The sequence below is a fragment of the Teredinibacter franksiae genome (assembly GCF_014218805.1).
GTDB lineage: Bacteria > Pseudomonadota > Gammaproteobacteria > Pseudomonadales > Cellvibrionaceae > Teredinibacter > Teredinibacter franksiae.
The window spans coordinates 2,720,051-2,735,837 of sequence record NZ_JACJUV010000001.1; the positions used below are offsets into that span (position 1 = coordinate 2,720,051).

The 15,787-nt window shown below is 47.4% G+C and carries 12 protein-coding genes; all 12 read left to right on the forward strand.

Features of this window, described 5'->3' with window-relative positions; genetic code table 11:
- The first annotated feature begins 58 nt into the window (after positions 1-58).
- The 12 genes from H5336_RS11370 to H5336_RS11435 all read left to right on the forward strand — a co-directional run bounded on the left by H5336_RS11370 (position 59) and on the right by H5336_RS11435 (position 15,783).
- Positions 59-1,213 (forward strand): helix-turn-helix domain-containing protein, encoded by a 1,155-nt coding sequence (locus H5336_RS11370; RefSeq protein ID WP_185234256.1) that lies wholly within the window; start codon positions 59-61, stop codon positions 1,211-1,213.
- 249 nt (positions 1,214-1,462) lie between these two features.
- Positions 1,463-2,791 carry a glycoside hydrolase family 5 protein gene (locus H5336_RS11375; RefSeq protein WP_246439081.1) on the forward strand — a complete coding sequence of 443 codons (1,329 nt, stop codon included), beginning with the start codon at positions 1,463-1,465 and terminating at the stop codon, positions 2,789-2,791.
- 520 nt (positions 2,792-3,311) lie between these two features.
- Positions 3,312-5,333: a cellulase family glycosylhydrolase gene (locus tag H5336_RS22990; protein WP_246439082.1), complete on the forward strand. Its 2,022-nt coding sequence runs from the start codon at positions 3,312-3,314 to the stop codon at positions 5,331-5,333.
- A gap of 624 nt (positions 5,334-5,957) precedes the next feature.
- Complete coding sequence (locus H5336_RS11395) at positions 5,958-7,412, forward strand: glycoside hydrolase family 28 protein (RefSeq protein ID WP_185234258.1); 1,455 nt, start codon at positions 5,958-5,960, stop codon at positions 7,410-7,412.
- 286 nt (positions 7,413-7,698) lie between these two features.
- On the forward strand, positions 7,699-9,447 hold the full coding sequence (locus tag H5336_RS11400; RefSeq protein ID WP_185234260.1) for a glycoside hydrolase family 43 protein: 1,749 nt from the start codon (positions 7,699-7,701) through the stop codon (positions 9,445-9,447).
- 135 nt (positions 9,448-9,582) lie between these two features.
- Positions 9,583-11,679 (forward strand): hypothetical protein, encoded by a 2,097-nt coding sequence (locus tag H5336_RS11405; protein ID WP_185234262.1) that lies wholly within the window; start codon positions 9,583-9,585, stop codon positions 11,677-11,679.
- Positions 11,680-11,732: 53 nt separating this feature from the next.
- Positions 11,733-12,587 carry a hypothetical protein gene (locus H5336_RS11410; protein ID WP_185234264.1) on the forward strand — a complete coding sequence of 285 codons (855 nt, stop codon included), beginning with the start codon at positions 11,733-11,735 and terminating at the stop codon, positions 12,585-12,587.
- A complete protein-coding gene (locus tag H5336_RS11415) occupies positions 12,588-13,589 on the forward strand; it encodes a hypothetical protein (protein WP_185234266.1) in 1,002 nt (333 codons plus the stop codon). It abuts the gene before it with no gap.
- 113 nt (positions 13,590-13,702) lie between these two features.
- Positions 13,703-14,065 carry a DUF4870 domain-containing protein gene (locus H5336_RS11420; protein ID WP_185234268.1) on the forward strand — a complete coding sequence of 121 codons (363 nt, stop codon included), beginning with the start codon at positions 13,703-13,705 and terminating at the stop codon, positions 14,063-14,065.
- 111 nt (positions 14,066-14,176) lie between these two features.
- Positions 14,177-14,596 carry a hypothetical protein gene (locus tag H5336_RS11425; protein ID WP_185234270.1) on the forward strand — a complete coding sequence of 140 codons (420 nt, stop codon included), beginning with the start codon at positions 14,177-14,179 and terminating at the stop codon, positions 14,594-14,596.
- Positions 14,586-14,891 (forward strand): hypothetical protein, encoded by a 306-nt coding sequence (locus H5336_RS11430; RefSeq protein WP_185234272.1) that lies wholly within the window; start codon positions 14,586-14,588, stop codon positions 14,889-14,891. The genes H5336_RS11425 and H5336_RS11430 overlap by 11 nt, the downstream gene beginning before the upstream one ends.
- A gap of 121 nt (positions 14,892-15,012) precedes the next feature.
- A complete protein-coding gene (locus H5336_RS11435) occupies positions 15,013-15,783 on the forward strand; it encodes a rhomboid family intramembrane serine protease (protein ID WP_185234274.1) in 771 nt (256 codons plus the stop codon).
- Positions 15,784-15,787 lie beyond the last annotated feature (4 nt).

Here is a 15,787-nt window from a genome sequence, read left to right on the forward strand (position 1 = left end):
CGCGAGATGGTTGAAGTTTCGCTAGAATGCACGGTTCCCCGATCACAAAGTTTTGGCCATGCTCAATTTCTATAAGACCGCTACCCTCGTTTTTTCGTCGCTTCTGGTTATTAGCGGGCTTGTAGCTTTTGTGTGCATCGATCGCACTTTTCTTCACGTGCGCATGCTGCCGGGGGCTAAAAGCGCGTTGCCCTGGTTGATGGCGGCCGGGGCAGATAAAGATGTGGGTGGACATTCCCTTATTAAAGTTAATGACACAACGTTTGGCTTAGATTTCGATATTCATATGATAGAGGGTGCACAACACCCATACGCCAATTTCGCCATGGTATTTGGCAGCGAGAAGGGCGGTGAGACATTCGTCGATTTATCTCGTTACCAATCCTTATCTTTCAGCGTTAAGTGCTCCCCCGACAATGTGTTAGCGCTGCTGGTGTTCACCGTAGACGATGCGGTAACCCAATTGGATGACGACCTTACCTACCGCAGCCCAATGACTTTTTTCTCCTGTCAGCAACAGTGGAGTGAAGTGACTATTGACCTCACGCGCTTGGAAACACCCTCCTGGTGGCTGGAAATGTTTGGTTTTGAGTTGTCGAATCAGGCTTACAACCTGCGTCAGGTATCGAAAATCACCATTGGTAATTCTGCTCAGACACCTTACGGCGTGGATGCCAAAATTCAGTTGGAAGAGCTGACGCTAAACGGCCGCGAATGGCGCTATATGTATGTGCTGGGCGGGCTGATGACGATGGTGTGGTGTGGGTTTGTGTTCTGGCTATTTAGGGCTCATGGGCGGGCGCTAGTAGCTGATATTAAAACCAAACTACAGAAGGACAGACCACTAATAGCCTACCAACAGCTGTCGGTAGAACCTAAGCGCGACCGAGATAAGAGCTCGATTCTCCGTTATATGGCTACGGAGTACCCGAATGCTGAATTGAACCTGGAGTTGGTAGTATCTGAACTGGGGGTTAGCCGCTCAAAAATTAACGATATATTGCGCGAAGAATTAGGCTATACCTTCAGCGCTTATTTGAACAAATTACGTCTTACCGAGGCGGCGCGCCTACTGGCAGAGAAGGAGGAGGCGAATGTGGCCGAAATCGCTTATTCCGTGGGATACAAGAATGTGTCTTACTTTAATAAGCTGTTTAAAGAGGAGTACGGCTGTACGCCTAAAACCTTCAAAAGTGCCTCGCTGTCCCGCTAGAACGATTGGTAGATGCTATTACGGTGACGCCTCTAGTAGTCTGGTCAGCCTCTTACCCGCCGAAATTCTTCAACATATGGTAAAAAAACTTCAATTTTTCGTAAATTGACAGTGTTACATATAAAAGCATTATCACCAGTGCGTAAAATTCATTACTCTACATTGCCCCGATATTGGTACAGCGATTCTCCCTCGTGGATGAATTTGGCCAATGAGCAACCCACTGCGTATTTTGTATAGTGAAGAATAATGATTAAAACTAATCGAATGTGCGCCCTTGTCTTACTCGCTGTTGTGGCTATCAGTTCAGCCTGTGGCGGCGGTGGTGGTTCCTCTAGCACATCAAGCATGAGTGCCAGCTCGAGTAGCGCTTCATCGACTTCCCGTAGTTCTTCCTCTACCTCTAACAGCTCGTCATCCAGTTCAAGCAGCAGCTCCTCCAGCAGCAGTAGCGAGGGCCTTTATCCGGACTACAACAGCCGTTCGCTCGCTCCTGATATGACGGGCATGGACAGTACCGCCGAGCAGATGGCCAGCCGAATTACCTTGGGCTGGAATATTGGCAATACTCTAGAGGCGAGCGGTAGTGAAACCGCGTGGGGAAACCCCCTCGTAACCGCTGAATTGATTCAATTGGTAAAGAGCAGTGGATTTGACTCCATTCGCATACCTGTTTCATGGGACCAGAATGCGAACCAGGCTACGGCTGAGATCGACCGCGCTTGGCTAGACCGGGTTAAGACGGTGGTGCAGTACTGTATGGATGCCGATATGCCCACTATTATTAATATCCACTGGGACGGCGGTTGGCTGGAAGAAAATGTAACACCGGCGAAGCAAGAAGAGAATAATGCCAAGCAGCGAGCCTTTTGGCAGCAGATTGCCACCCATTTACGTGACTTTGATGAGCGCTTGATGTTTGCCAGTGCGAACGAGCCGCATGTGGCTAATGCGGAGGAGATGAGCGTACTGTTGTCGTATCACCAAACCTTTATTGATGCCGTACGTGAAACCGGCGGCAAAAATGCCTACCGTATTCTTGTAGTACAGGGACCCGCAACCGACATAGAAAAAACCGAAACCTTATTTACCCAAGTGCCAGTGGATACCCTGCAAGACCGTCTTATGGCAGAAGTGCATTTCTATACTCCCTATCAATTTACCTTAATGGGTGAAGATGAAAAGTGGGGTGGCCAGTTCTTCTACTGGGGTGACGGTAATCACTCCACTACCGATACCAGCCGCAATACCACTTGGGGCGAAGAGGATGGTGTGGATGCTCTATTCGCTAAGATGAAAACCCAATTTGTGGATAACGGTATTCCGGTGGTACTCGGCGAGTACTCGGCGATGCGCCGCAATGGCCAGCTAAGCGGTGAAGATTTAAGCTTACATAAGCAGTCGCGCAATGCTTGGCATACCCATGTTACGGCGTCGGCGCGGGCACACGGCTTACTGCCATATTATTGGGACGCCGGCGGTTTAAATAATCACTCGTCTGGTATTTTTGATAGGGATAATAATGCCGTCTTTGATACTGAGACATTGAACGCGCTGCTTGACGGTTTGACGGAGTAGTTTTCTAGCCCTTAGCATCTGGGCAGTTCAACGCTGGGTGTTCGCTTCGCATGCTCGACCTTGGGTGAGAGGTGAGAGGTGAGAGGTGAGAGGTGAGCATGACGATGAAAGCTTACGAAAGTATCAGCCTGCCGGCGCAAACCCATACTGAATGAAAGCCTGACAGTGGATGACGGCCTTGTTTTCGAAGGCCTATAAAACTAAATGTACTCCACCCGGAAACGTGTCGGAGAAATAATAATAAAAATAATAATGAAGTTGTTGACGGAGCCTACGGACCGGCTCCTCTACAAATGCCGTGGTTAAGCGGTACCCCCTGCGAAAATCGTATGTAATTTTTCGTATTCGTTGCGTGTATTGAGCGCTAGCGCGCGTAACTTTTCGTCGTGAATGGATGCTAAGAGGTATTGAGACGGCGGCAGTCTCAGCCAAACCGCAATCTTCAGCGTTTCACTCCGAAACGTTGTCCCTAAATTGCAAAACAATAATGAATAAACGCACAATTCTAGAGGATTGACCTATGACGACCAGATCGCGAAGTAGGATTCTTCGTGCACCTGTTGTTTTTGGTGTGTACTTAATAACCCTTTTACTTTCCGCACAGGCATCGGCGCTACAGTGCGACTACAGCCTTGATAACGACTGGGGTAGCGGTTTTACCGCCAGCATTCATATTACTAACGACAGCTCTACCGCTATAACCGGTTGGGAAGTGAGCTGGCAGCAAAATGGCGGCTCAACAATTTCCGGTGGGTGGAACGCCAATCTTAGTGGCAGCAACCCCTATACCGCCACCAATATTGGTTGGAACGGGAATATAGCCCCGAATAGCTCCGTTAGTTTTGGTATGCAGGGTAATGGTGACGACTCCACAGCCACTATTTTAGGCTGTGTGGCTGAAGGTGGCGATAACAGCTCATCTTCAAGCTCTTCATCAAGCAGCTCCAGTTCTTCTTCGAGCTCTAGCAGTTCGAGTTCGTCCTCCAGTTCGAGTTCGTCCTCCAGTTCGAGCTCGTCCTCCAGTTCGAGCTCTTCTTCTAGTTCTAGTTCTTCATCCAGCTCCAGCAGTTCGAGTTCAAGCAGCTCCAGCTCCTCTTCCAGCTCTACTGGGGGTGCCTGTGACGGCGTAAATGTCTACCCAAATTGGACAGCAAAAGATTGGGCGGGTGGTAGCTACAACCATGCCGAAGGCGGTGATCAGATGGTGTACGAAAACGTGCTCTATCAAGCGAATTGGTACACGAATAGCGTACCGGGCAGTGATGGTACTTGGACCTCTTTGGGCACTTGCGACGGCACTTCCAGCTCGAGTTCTTCCTCAAGTTCATCTTCAAGTAGTTCTTCCAGTTCGAACAGCAGTTCGTCTAGCTCTAGTAGCTCGTCGTCCAGTTCTTCAAGCAGCAGTTCTTCTTCCAGTAATGGCCTTTTCCCCGATTACAACACCAACCCTATTGCACCCGATATGAACGGTATGGGTAGCACGGCTGCAGAATTGGCGAATACTATTCGTCTCGGTTGGAACGTGGGTAACACCATGGAAGCCATCGGTGGTGAAACCGCTTGGGGTAATCCTGCAATTACTTCGCAGCTTATTCAGTTGGTGAAGGACAGCGGTTTTGACTCTATTCGTTTGCCGGTAGCTTGGAACGATCATGCCGACCAAGGCAACGCTAAAATCGATGATGCTTGGTTGAACCGCGTCAAAGAAGTTGTTCAGATGTGTATAGACAACGACCTAACGGTATTGGTTAACATTCACTGGGATAACGGCTGGCTGGAAAACAATATCAATACCGGTTCACAAGAAGCGGTTAACGCGAAGCAAAAAGCTATGTGGCAGCAAATCGCTACGCATTTGCGCGACTTTGATGAGCGTGTGATGTTCGCCAGTGCCAATGAGCCAAATGCAGACGATGCCTCACAAATGGCTGTGCTGCTCTCGTATCATCAAACCTTTGTCGATGCTGTACGTGAAACCGGCGGTAAAAATGCTTACCGTATTTTGGTTGTTCAAGGCCCCCACACAGACGTTGAGAAAACCAACGAGCTGATGCACACCCTGCCAGACGATACCATTGCGGGCCGTTTAATGGCCGAAGTGCATTTCTACACGCCCTATCAATTTACTTTGATGGCGGAAGATGCAGGCTGGGGTAACCAGTTCTTCTACTGGGGTGCAGGTAACCACTCAACAACCGATACTACGCACAACCCAAATTGGGGTGAAGAAGATTGGATTGATGAGTTGTTTACCATGATGAAAACCCAGTTTGTTGATCAGGGTGTTCCGGTTGTTCTCGGTGAATACGGTGCTATGCGTCGTACAGACCAGCTTTCGGGCGCAGACCTGCAGCTTCACCTGCAGTCACGCGCCTACTGGCACCAGTATGTTACTCAGTCGGCCTTGGCCCACGGCTTGCTGCCTTACTATTGGGATAACGGCGGCACAGACGCTAATGCCTTTGGTATTTTCGACCGAAATGCCAATACTGTTTTCGATACCCAAACACTTGACGCACTCGTAGAAGGTGCCGGTAAGTAAGTTTGTTTAACCGGGCGCGGGTGTATTGCCTGCTCGCGCCTGGTTTTTTTTAGCGCTTGCTACAGGCGTGCCATTCGCCGAATTTCTCTTTCCCCTTTGTGTTCAGCTATAAGGGCTCTGCTTTTTGCAGGCCGTTAGGTCAAAGTAAAACTGCGCTAAATATTATAGTCCGTTCCGACATTGGTGCTGAGCAAGCGGCATTATTTGTTCGCTTGCTACAACGCTATTCCCTCCCGAAATTTGAATACAACTTTCAGCAAAAAGATTGCAACTAACTAAGAAATCATAGTGTTTTGCCAAAATGCGTTACTGGTTTTTGCTCAAAAGGAATAGTCTTTTATTGGTCCCGAACTACAAACACCGCATAAACGTTATAGGTATAAATAGAGGGCCCTAACGGTCTAGCCGCAGGGTTTTCATTTATGGGTAAATATGTTGACAGCCCTAAAACGCTTCCGCGCAAACTCTTCTTGCACTCACTCTTAGTGTGCGTTCGGCCCTATTGGTATTAAAAGGATTATTAAACCATAGGGCTTTTCAAATGTGAAAAGCCAAGTACACTAGCGGTCACTTAATCTAAGTAAATGTGCTCAACATGTTTCAACTTGCCACTGGAGATAATAAATGACCATTAGTAGACGGACGCTGGTAAAACTGGCGGCTGCCACAGCAGCTCAACCACTATTTGTCGCCTGTGCGAAACCACCGGCCATCACCGGGCAGGCTGCTCAAACAGACAAAGATTGGCTAAAAGCCGATGCCATTCGTGCCGAAATAGTGGTGCCTAGTTTTCCTGAAAATGATTTTACGATCACCGATTTTGGAGCGATAACGGGTGCAGATAACGACAGTACCGACGCGTTAGCTAAAGCTATAAAGGCGTGTCACAACGCGGGTGGTGGGCGAGTGGTTGTGCCCGCCGGCGAGTTCCATACCGGCCCTGTACATTTATTGTCCAATGTTAATTTACATGTTGAAAAGGGCGCTACCCTCAAGTTTATACCTGAACCCAAGCGCTACCTGCCAGCCGTATTAACTCGCTGGGAAGGTTTGGAGCATATGGGCTACTCGCCGCTGGTGTATGCCTACGGCCAACAGAATATTGCGGTTACCGGTGAAGGTGTGTTGGATGGTTGTGCCGACGACGATACTTGGTGGCCTTGGAAGGGTGAGCATTCTGAACGGCATTGGCGATTAATTCCCGGAGAAGACCAAAAGACGGCACGCAATAAACTAATGGCGGATGCTGAAGCCGGAGTGCCCGTTGAAAAGCGCCTGTATGCCGAAGGTGCGTACCTGCGACCACCGTTTTTTCAGCCCTACAACTGTGACAATGTGTTGGTAGAAGGCGTAACCATTAAAAATTCACCGTTTTGGCTGCTAAATCCGGTGCTGTGTAATTCCGTTACTGTACGTGGGGTAACGCTCGATAGTCACGGCCCTAACTCCGATGGCTGCGACCCGGAAAGCTGTAACTTAGTGGTAATTGAAGACTGTAACTTTAATACCGGCGACGACTGTATTGCGATCAAATCCGGCCGCAATGCCGACGGCCGCCGTATTAATGTGCCCACCCAAAATGTTGTGATCGCTAACTGTAATATGCAAGACGGTCACGGTGGTGTAGTGATTGGCAGTGAAATATCCGGTGGTGTGAACAATGTGTTCGTTGAAAATTGCACAATGAATAGCCCGCTATTGGAGCGTGCTATTCGTATAAAAACCAATTCAATACGAGGGGGTGTTATCGAGCACCTGCGCTATCGTAACTTGGAGGTGGGCGATGTACAGAACGCCATCGTGGTTAACTTCTTTTACGAAGAGGGCGACGCCGGTACATTCGACCCGACCGTGCGCGATATTGTGATAGAAAACCTGCATTGTAAAAATGTTATTCACAAACCGTTTAATTTGCAGGGGTTTGAGCGCGCACCTATGCGTGATATTACCGTGCGTAATTGCACCTTCGCGCGTGGGGGCGAGCCGTCCATTGTGCGTCATGTGGAAAACTTCACACTGGATAATGTGACTATTGAAGGGCAGGTAATAAGCGCAGAACAGTTAATGGAAAATTCGTAGTGCTCTCTATTTTATAACCGGTGCTCGCTATTATATAACCAGTACTTCCTGTTATCTAAATAGTACTCTTGGTTGTGTACATAGGGTTTACAGTGTGCTGCCTTACGGCTTAAGGTAGTGCACTGTAAAAATACATTAGCTAAATATGGTTGTTACCCTTTTCTTCTTTCTGTTGTTTTCTGCGGCGTTTGCACTCAAAAACTTAGGTATTTATTGACTAAAAATAATCCTGAGGTTTTGACCTGCATACGGATTAAATCTAAAACAATACAACTGTGAGAAGAAAATGAAAATAATGGTATGGCTGCTAAGCCCATTGATTGGATTAATCAGCGCTTGCTCGGTAAATCAACACACGAGTGATGCGGGCCAAAATATAAACCGTGAAGCGCGCTTTGAATGGTTTGACTATGAAGGTCGCGATGACATTTTTAAAAAGCCGCTTTCAGCTGATGAATACCAAAACCCGATACTGGCGGGTTATCATCCAGACCCCAGCGTTGTGCGTGTTGGCAAAGATTATTACCTCATCAATTCTACCTTTGGCTTTTTTCCTGGCATTCCGGTTTTCCACAGTACCGACCTGGTTAACTGGGTTCAAATTGGCAATGCCGTAAATGATCCGCAGGCTTTCAATTATGATGGGCTGCATCTTGGTTACCAAGGGGTTTACGCGCCCGCTATAGAATATAAAGACGGGGTCTTTTACATAATCAATACTTGTATCGGCTGCGGTGGAAATTTTGTTGTAACCGCGAAAAATCCGGCTGGCCCCTGGTCAGACCCTATATGGATGCCGCATTTAATCGGTATTGATCCGTCTATATTTTTTGATAACGATGGTAAAACCTATGTGGTTCACCACCGTGATCCCGACCTAGATAAAAAACGTTATCCCGCCCATACGGCTCTGTGGATAATGGAGGTAGACCCGGTAACCTTCGAGCCCCGTTCAGACGATATCATGCTCATAGACGGCGGAGATGAAACACCGTGGAACACCGATTATCACGAAGGCCCGCATATTTACTTTGTGGACGGTAGTTATTATCTTTCCGCGCCCGGTGGTGGCACCGGCTACTTTCATCAACAACTGATTTATCGTTCTAGCCATATCTATGGCCCATATGAAGCCAACCCCAACAACCCCATCTTAACGCAATGGGGTTTGCCCGATGATCGTGAGCACCCGATAACGGCAACCGGTCATGCGGATATGTTTGAGGATACCCATGGCGACTGGTGGGCGGTATTTCTTGGTACCCGGGTATACGATTTAACCGCCGCCCCGCAGGACCCCGGAAATTTCCATACCGGTCGAGAAACGTTCATGCTGCCAGTTACCTGGAAAGATGGATGGCCGACCATCTTAGAAAACGATACGGCGCTGCCTTACCGTGTAAAAAGACCGCAATTGCCGAGGGCAAAAACTGTTGAGCGCGCCACTACCGGCAACTTCGCTATTCGCGAAGACTTTACTGAAAGTAAGCTTGGCCCACACTGGCTATTCATTAGAACACCGCATACGCAGTGGTGGCGAAGCGGGGGTGGGGCTTTGCATATTCAGCCACGAGCCGAAGGCATAGGGCAATACCAGCAACCCTCCTTTGTGGGGCGCAGGCTAGCGCACCTTTCAGCATCCTTTAGCACCAAACTGGTATTTTCCCCCCAGGCGGTGGGCGACGAAGCCGGTCTATTAGCAATTCAAAATGATGAGCACTTTTATACGTTGGGGTTGGGGCATGACGAAAGTGGCGATACGGTTGTGCGCGTACGTAGACGTGCAGGTGCGGATACGCCCGTTGCGGGGGCAATCCTGAAAGAGCAAAAAATAACGCTACCGTTAGGAGATCCGGTATATTTTCAAATGAACGTCAACAAAGGTGTTTTGGATTTACTTTATAGTACCACCGGAAAAGACTATAAGCTGTTGCTGGAAAATGCCGACGCAAGCGTACTGAGCACGGCCATGGCAGGTGGGTTTACAGGCGCAGTTGTGGGCATGTATGCGTTGGGTGGTGACGAGCCACACTAAGGCCCCATAAAGACGGATTGTTACAGCCTGGTATCGTTGGCTGCGTGTTTGATGACATCCGTCACTTAACATGCCCCCCACGCTCGCTTACACTAGTCGACCAACCGGCATACGCTTGCTAAAAGGAAGTTAAAGGTGTTCAACAAAACCGTTTATGACTACTACGGTCGTGGCTATTATATTTCGCAAGGGGCTGCGCCTGCTGGGCAATGCCTAGATTTTCTTGACGTTACCTACGCTCGTCAGTTCGTTCTAAAGCTGAAATGCTCCCGTTCAGAGCTGGCAGCCATGGTGAACAGCGTTTCCAGCATGCCCTATTCAGGTCCCGACGCCTGTGTCGATAGCCTTGCTCAGCTACTGTGCAAGGGTGGGCTGCATGTTTGCGATATATCGGCGTTCGAGCACTTAAAATCCTCGGGTAAGACCAATTACAAACGCGCAAATGGCGGCGCTGCGATTTCTATATTACCTGCAGCGCTCGCGGCTAGTGGCGCTGCAACGGCGTCGGAACAGTTTGCGAACGCTGAAAAAGCGCAAGCGCTGATCGATGAATTGCAGATTACCGACGAAGACGCCCAAGCACTGCTGACAGAACTAAAAGTGCCCGCCGCAAGTACTGAAATTCCCCCCAAGCAAGCGCTCGTACAATCAATTGCCGATGGCGAGCTAGTGGTTAACGAGCAGTTACCAAGGCTCAGCGCCGCGACGAGTGACAGTAGTGCCGCGGAAGAACCGCAAGCCGCGTCCAATACCGCGGGTAATCGGCGGGCAGATACGGTAACACCCGAGACTCCCGCCCCACTGGTGCAAGAGCCGGCTGAAGAGGAAGACCCCGAGTGTAAGCTCACCAAGCTCACGGTTATGTGTGCCCACGACGGCCGCAAACAGGTTGTCACAGAAAAAACCGGCACCACGCTAGAGCTAGATGTTGTGGCCAGCGAAACAAGCAAGCGCGGCTTTGAAAAAATTAAAGCCACCGTAGATACCTCCTCGCCCTGCGGAGACCATACTCAGACCAGCTCATCGATTTTCCCAGCGCCCAAAAAGACCGAAATCGGGTCGCTGGAGAATACCTACCATTTAGCGTGCAATAAAATAACCAACCCCTTCAAGATTTTGTGGCTGCCCTCCATCAGCCCGGCACGCTACAACATCGCCGCCAAAGCCTGCGATCGTTTTCGGCCAGCAGCGGTCAATGTGAATGTGTTCCCGAAGGTGTCTTGGAGTGCAAGTGTTTCGTACGGGTTGGGGAGTGCCGAGGCCGCTAGTGGAAATCCCTTGGCTCCGTATTCATACGAGAACAAAGCTGCCGCCTTTAAGGGCAAAGTTGAATATAATTACGACGAAAAGAAAGAAGATTTAGCCCTCACCTATAAAGGCGAAATTAACCAAGTTCTCAATAAGCTGGATTGGGTGAAGGCTAAGCTCGACTACTTTTTACGTAAGCTCAGTGACGGTAATAGCCCTGTACAGATCGAAGTTTCTTGGCCAAGCTTCTCTCTTACTTATAAGGCTGCGCTCGAAGAAGATAAAGCCAAACCGGTGGTAAAAACTACTCATGAGCTAGTATTTACAGCGGCCCCGCTTCTCGGCTTAAAGGGCACTGTCGATCTATTTCCAGTACTACTAAAAGCCTCAAAAGGAAACCCGGCTGCAGCGCCGATAGTGGCCATTTTGGAAGCTGCAATGGAAGGCGTGGGCAGCGATGACAGTGTTGCAAGTTTGAAAGCCGATATCAGTTTGAAGTTTTCAATTGGTACTGCGGTTAATATTAACTTTAGTGCGAAAGGCTCCAACGGAGAAGATGACACAGAGGTTAAGTCTGAACAGTCGCTCAATATGGAATTCCAACTAGAGGGAACAGTTGGTGCGAAGGGGCATGTCTGGGTCATTAAATTCGAAAAAAATTATAAGGCAGGTATAAAAACTGGATTTGTGGGTAAGGTCGTTATAACCCGTGATGAGGTCGGTTATTATTGGTACTCCCGGTTTTTGTTTAATGGTTTGGTTGTATATTTTACCAGCTATGAGAAAGTCGAGAAGAAGATCACAAACGACGAAGATGATTTTGCTGATTACGGGCTTGTACCGGATGATATAGAAAATTCAAGTACCCATGAGTGGACTTGGATTGAACCTGATCCAGATGAAGAGTCTAAGTCTGATACGGTTACTGATCCGGGAACAGCCGACGCTCAACAGAGTAATAGACACTATTTAATTAAGTTCTAAATATTATGCTAAAAGACATTTACATTTTATTACTGATTACAGGGTTGCTAATTATGACAAGTAACACACAAGCTGATTCATTTTTCGGAGTAGATTTGGATCTTGTGAATGTGGGCATAGAAGTGCGTGTTAATGACATCCCCATCTATGAAGACATAAAGGCAGGGCAATTAACGGTAGAGCTTCCCTGCCCAGACTCTATTGTTGATGGCTACAATTCTTTGACCGTACTTGCCAAGCCGCCGAAAAGAGGCAAAGAAATTCTAGAGAATTATGAAGCTGGTGCTTATGTAAACGCCAGAATATTCCGTCAAGATAATGATGGAGAAAAACAATACTTAGCAGAAATTGACCTTCGGTTAGACTCTGCTGGTGAGTTGGCTCCGATTGAGGAAAGTACCTTGAGCGAGCGAACACCTGAACTAGTAAGGTTGGGTAATAAAGTAACTTCGTTTACAGCGTTTGCAAAAATCAAATCACCATTTCCATCTTGGGCTTGGCAGGCGGGCAAAAAAATTGAACACAATCAGGAATCCTTTGATTCATTGATGCAGGCATATCGTGAAGTATATGTCGCTCTTGAGGAAAAAGATCAAGCACGACTTAAAACATTATATACAAAGCGTGCTGAAGAAATAGCGATTGCTTATAACCTTGATGGCGTTGACGCTGGGCATAAAAAAATAAGCACTGGCAAAGATGCTTTAAACCCTTCCTTAAAGCTGCTTGATTTTTTAGACAAGAACAAATTGCATCTACAGGTAATAGGTAATAAAAGGCTAGCAAGGGCGGTAACTATCTCGGGTAACCAACCAATAGCCTACATTCAAGAAAACCCAAGACTTCTTCACATCCACAAATTCATGTTCTACAAAAACGAAAAAAACCAGTGGGTAATGATTCGCTAAATGCTTAAATTACTGGCCTACCTGAAGGACATAGCGACGGTCCTTGTGTTTTTCTACGCTATATCCTTCTATTTTAAGAGTTTTTTCCAGCTTAATATTTTTCAGGTGGCTGGCTGGTGGGTTAAGAATTTTTCTTCCGCAGAGAATGGTTTTCCTTTGTTGGTAGGTTTGTTTTTTTGTTTGGTTGGTAGCTATTTGATATGGGTGATCAGTGTCCAAGCAGTCTATTTGTCAGTTGTTGGGGACACAACATCCTACCTCTATGTCGGTGAGAGTAAAAAGGGTGGAATGTTTGTAGACCCCGATAACCTTTCTGCCAAACCTTTTGTTTCTAATTACGCTTTTAGTACCAACGCTACATTTAAAAATATGTACGCCAAAACCCTTTTTGTCTTCGAGAAAGGAACAAATCGCATTGGCGCACCGAAAGAGACTTTATCTGCACGCCGTCTGCTTCCTATGATCTCCTTTGGTCTGGTGCTTGTACTTGTTCTTTGGGTAGTGCTACACATGTTTGGTCATCAGGTTTATGCAGCGAAAAATTATGAAAGCATTAGTGATGCGCCGCCAGTTAAAGATCTTTTTGAACAGCAATCAAAAAAAATTGGCTTAACGCCAAAGCAATTGACCTTTATAGGTATGGCGCTTACTTTCGTGGGCTTCGTTAGTTATTTAACTATGCCGTCACTTACATATGGTAAGTCAGCGATAAAAATTAATAACATCATATATCCCGGTGCTAAAATAGATGGGAAAACGCAATCTGTTGAGAAGATATTTTATACAGATTCGAGCGGCTCTCATAATAGGGAAAGAGATACTGGCCGACGATATGCCGTATTTGAATTCCGCGAAGGGCTGCCCACGCCAGTGTATGTTTCGTTGTATTTTGACGAAACTAATCAGCCAGATTTGTATAATTATTTGCTGGGTACACTAGAAACACAAGAGCCGCAGGCCTTTAACGTTACGCCGGAGCTTGGGCTGGGTTTGATAGAGTAAGTTATCACGCTAGCGTCGGCGAATTCGCCGGATCTTTAATTGCGATTAATAGCGTTTTAGATGTTGCGCACCCATTTATTACAAAATAAAACAGTCACGAAAAGGAAGTTGGTATGGAAGATTTAAAACCCTGGGGGATGGAACAAAAGACTTTTCTGTTACTTATGCACCTTAGCCAGTTGGCGAGTTTTGTTATACCGGGTGCAGGCTTGGTACTCCCCATTGTGATGTGGGCTACTAATAAAGACGAATCGCCTGAAATTGACCGCCATGGCAAGGTGATTCTGAACTGGATGATCAGTTTGTTTATCTATTTCGTTGTATCCGCTATTCTGATTTTCGTTGTTATAGGTGCATTTATGTTAGTGGCACTGGCAATTGTTAACCTGGTTTTTGTGGTAATGGGCGCGGTAAAGGCCAATGAAGGCGTGCTGTGGCCATATCCACTGAGTATTCGATTTTTTAAAACGGAATAGAAAAAGCCGGTTGTTGCGAGATCGGCCGTTGGTTGTACTTGTAACTATACTATTGCCATTTAAGCTGCATACCCAAGTACAAACCGTATACCCAAACCCAAGGACGGAGTGATGAGTAGCTGGTTATACCCTGCCAATATCAAACATTACGATGTCTTTACGGCGTTTAAGCAAGCGTCGGTCGCCTGGCCAATAAATTCAAAAATTGAGCTGGGCGATATTGTGTATTTCTATATATCTGCTCCCCATCAAAACATTCAGTTTGTCGGAACCGTCAAAAAACTGAATATCTCCGAGGCGGAAATTCAAAAACGAACATTGCCCTTTGTTCGAACTCAAAACGCAGAGGCACCCAAAAAACGATTTATGTTGCTCGGTAATATTCGTGCGTTGAAACCAGTCTTTGCCAATTCACTCAACTTCGTAAATTTGAAATGTAATGGTCTCAATGGCGCTTTAATGGGGCCGCGAAAACTCGACAATAATGAACTTTTGTTTAACTACGTTCGGGAGCATGACAATGGCGTATAAAGATGCGGAAAAAGTGCTAATGGCCGGATACGGTGCTGAGCCCTCTACTATGATGAACAGCCCCTGCTTGCGCTACAAAGGCGAGTTCATTGGCATGATGTTCGATAAAGAAGACGCGCTAATAATTAAAGTAGCCGAAACGCGGGTAAAAGAACTTATTGAACAGGGTGTCGGCCGTGAATTTAACTTCACAAAAAAGCGCTTTAAAGAGTGGGTGCTAATTCCTCTTGAACGAGAAAATGAATTCGAAGGGTTTTTGGTAGAAGCCTTAGAGTTTGCAAAAACAAAAGTTTGAATGCCTGAGTGAGTATGGCCCTGAGGGCGATCGTATCGGGGTAAAGTCTCAATGCCAAGTTTCTCCAGCCTTCAAAAAATGGCATGATAAGCTTCTTTAGTAATGGTTTAGGTAGGCAGTAATGTTTCCCATTCGCGACGACAACCCTCAAGTCAATACACCTTATGTAACCTATGGCATTATCGCGGCCAATGCACTGGCGTGGTTTCTACTGCAGGGTTTTGGCTTTGGTGAACAGTTGAATGCTTCGGTCTGTCACTATGGCTTGATACCGGCTGACCTATTTGGTGATGGTTTAACCGATGTTGCGCCTCGTGGTGTGTGCCCTAGTGATGGCATGGGTTGGGGTGGTGTTTTCAGCTCCATGTTTATGCACGGAAGTTGGATGCATATTCTGGGCAATATGTGGTTTCTCTGGGTGTTCGGCGACAATGTTGAAGATTCTATGGGGCCAGTGCGATTTCTGCTGTTCTACCTGCTCTGCGGTTTCTGTGCCGCCGCCGCACAGGTTGCCGCCGACCCTTCTTCGGCTATTCCCATGGTGGGTGCTTCGGGTGCAATCGGTGGGGTGATGGGGGCTTACATCATGTTGTTCCCGCGGGTTAAGGTACACATGTTTGTAATTCTCATCATTATTTTTACCACTTTCCGCGTGCCGGCTATCGCCATGCTGGGCTATTGGATAGTGGTGCAATTATTGGGTGCCTTTTCCTCCATGGGCTCCACCGGTGGTGGCGTGGCCTTTTGGGCGCATGTTGGCGGCTTTGTAGGGGGAGCGCTTTTGGTATGGGTGTTTAAAGACGAAGAGCTGTTGCTTAATCACCCCTACCGCGGTTGGCAGCGGCCGAAAAAGGCGGCGAATATTTGGGATGACCCGGCCAACCGCGAATAAAAAG

Bases quoted from the DNA above. Each gene is read 5' to 3' on its own strand.
- H5336_RS11370 (WP_185234256.1), top strand. From the start codon at position 59: ATGCTCAATTTCTATAAGACCGCTACCCTCGTTTTTTCGTCGCTTCTG.
- H5336_RS11375 (WP_246439081.1), top strand. From the start codon at position 1,463: ATGATTAAAACTAATCGAATGTGCGCCCTTGTCTTACTCGCTGTTGTG.
- H5336_RS22990 (WP_246439082.1), top strand. From the start codon at position 3,312: ATGACGACCAGATCGCGAAGTAGGATTCTTCGTGCACCTGTTGTTTTT.
- H5336_RS11395 (WP_185234258.1), top strand. From the start codon at position 5,958: ATGACCATTAGTAGACGGACGCTGGTAAAACTGGCGGCTGCCACAGCA.
- H5336_RS11400 (WP_185234260.1), top strand. From the start codon at position 7,699: ATGAAAATAATGGTATGGCTGCTAAGCCCATTGATTGGATTAATCAGC.
- H5336_RS11410 (WP_185234264.1), top strand. From the start codon at position 11,733: ATGACAAGTAACACACAAGCTGATTCATTTTTCGGAGTAGATTTGGAT.
- H5336_RS11415 (WP_185234266.1), top strand. From the start codon at position 12,588: ATGCTTAAATTACTGGCCTACCTGAAGGACATAGCGACGGTCCTTGTG.
- H5336_RS11420 (WP_185234268.1), top strand. From the start codon at position 13,703: ATGGAAGATTTAAAACCCTGGGGGATGGAACAAAAGACTTTTCTGTTA.
- H5336_RS11425 (WP_185234270.1), top strand. From the start codon at position 14,177: ATGAGTAGCTGGTTATACCCTGCCAATATCAAACATTACGATGTCTTT.
- H5336_RS11430 (WP_185234272.1), top strand. From the start codon at position 14,586: ATGGCGTATAAAGATGCGGAAAAAGTGCTAATGGCCGGATACGGTGCT.
- H5336_RS11435 (WP_185234274.1), top strand. From the start codon at position 15,013: ATGTTTCCCATTCGCGACGACAACCCTCAAGTCAATACACCTTATGTA.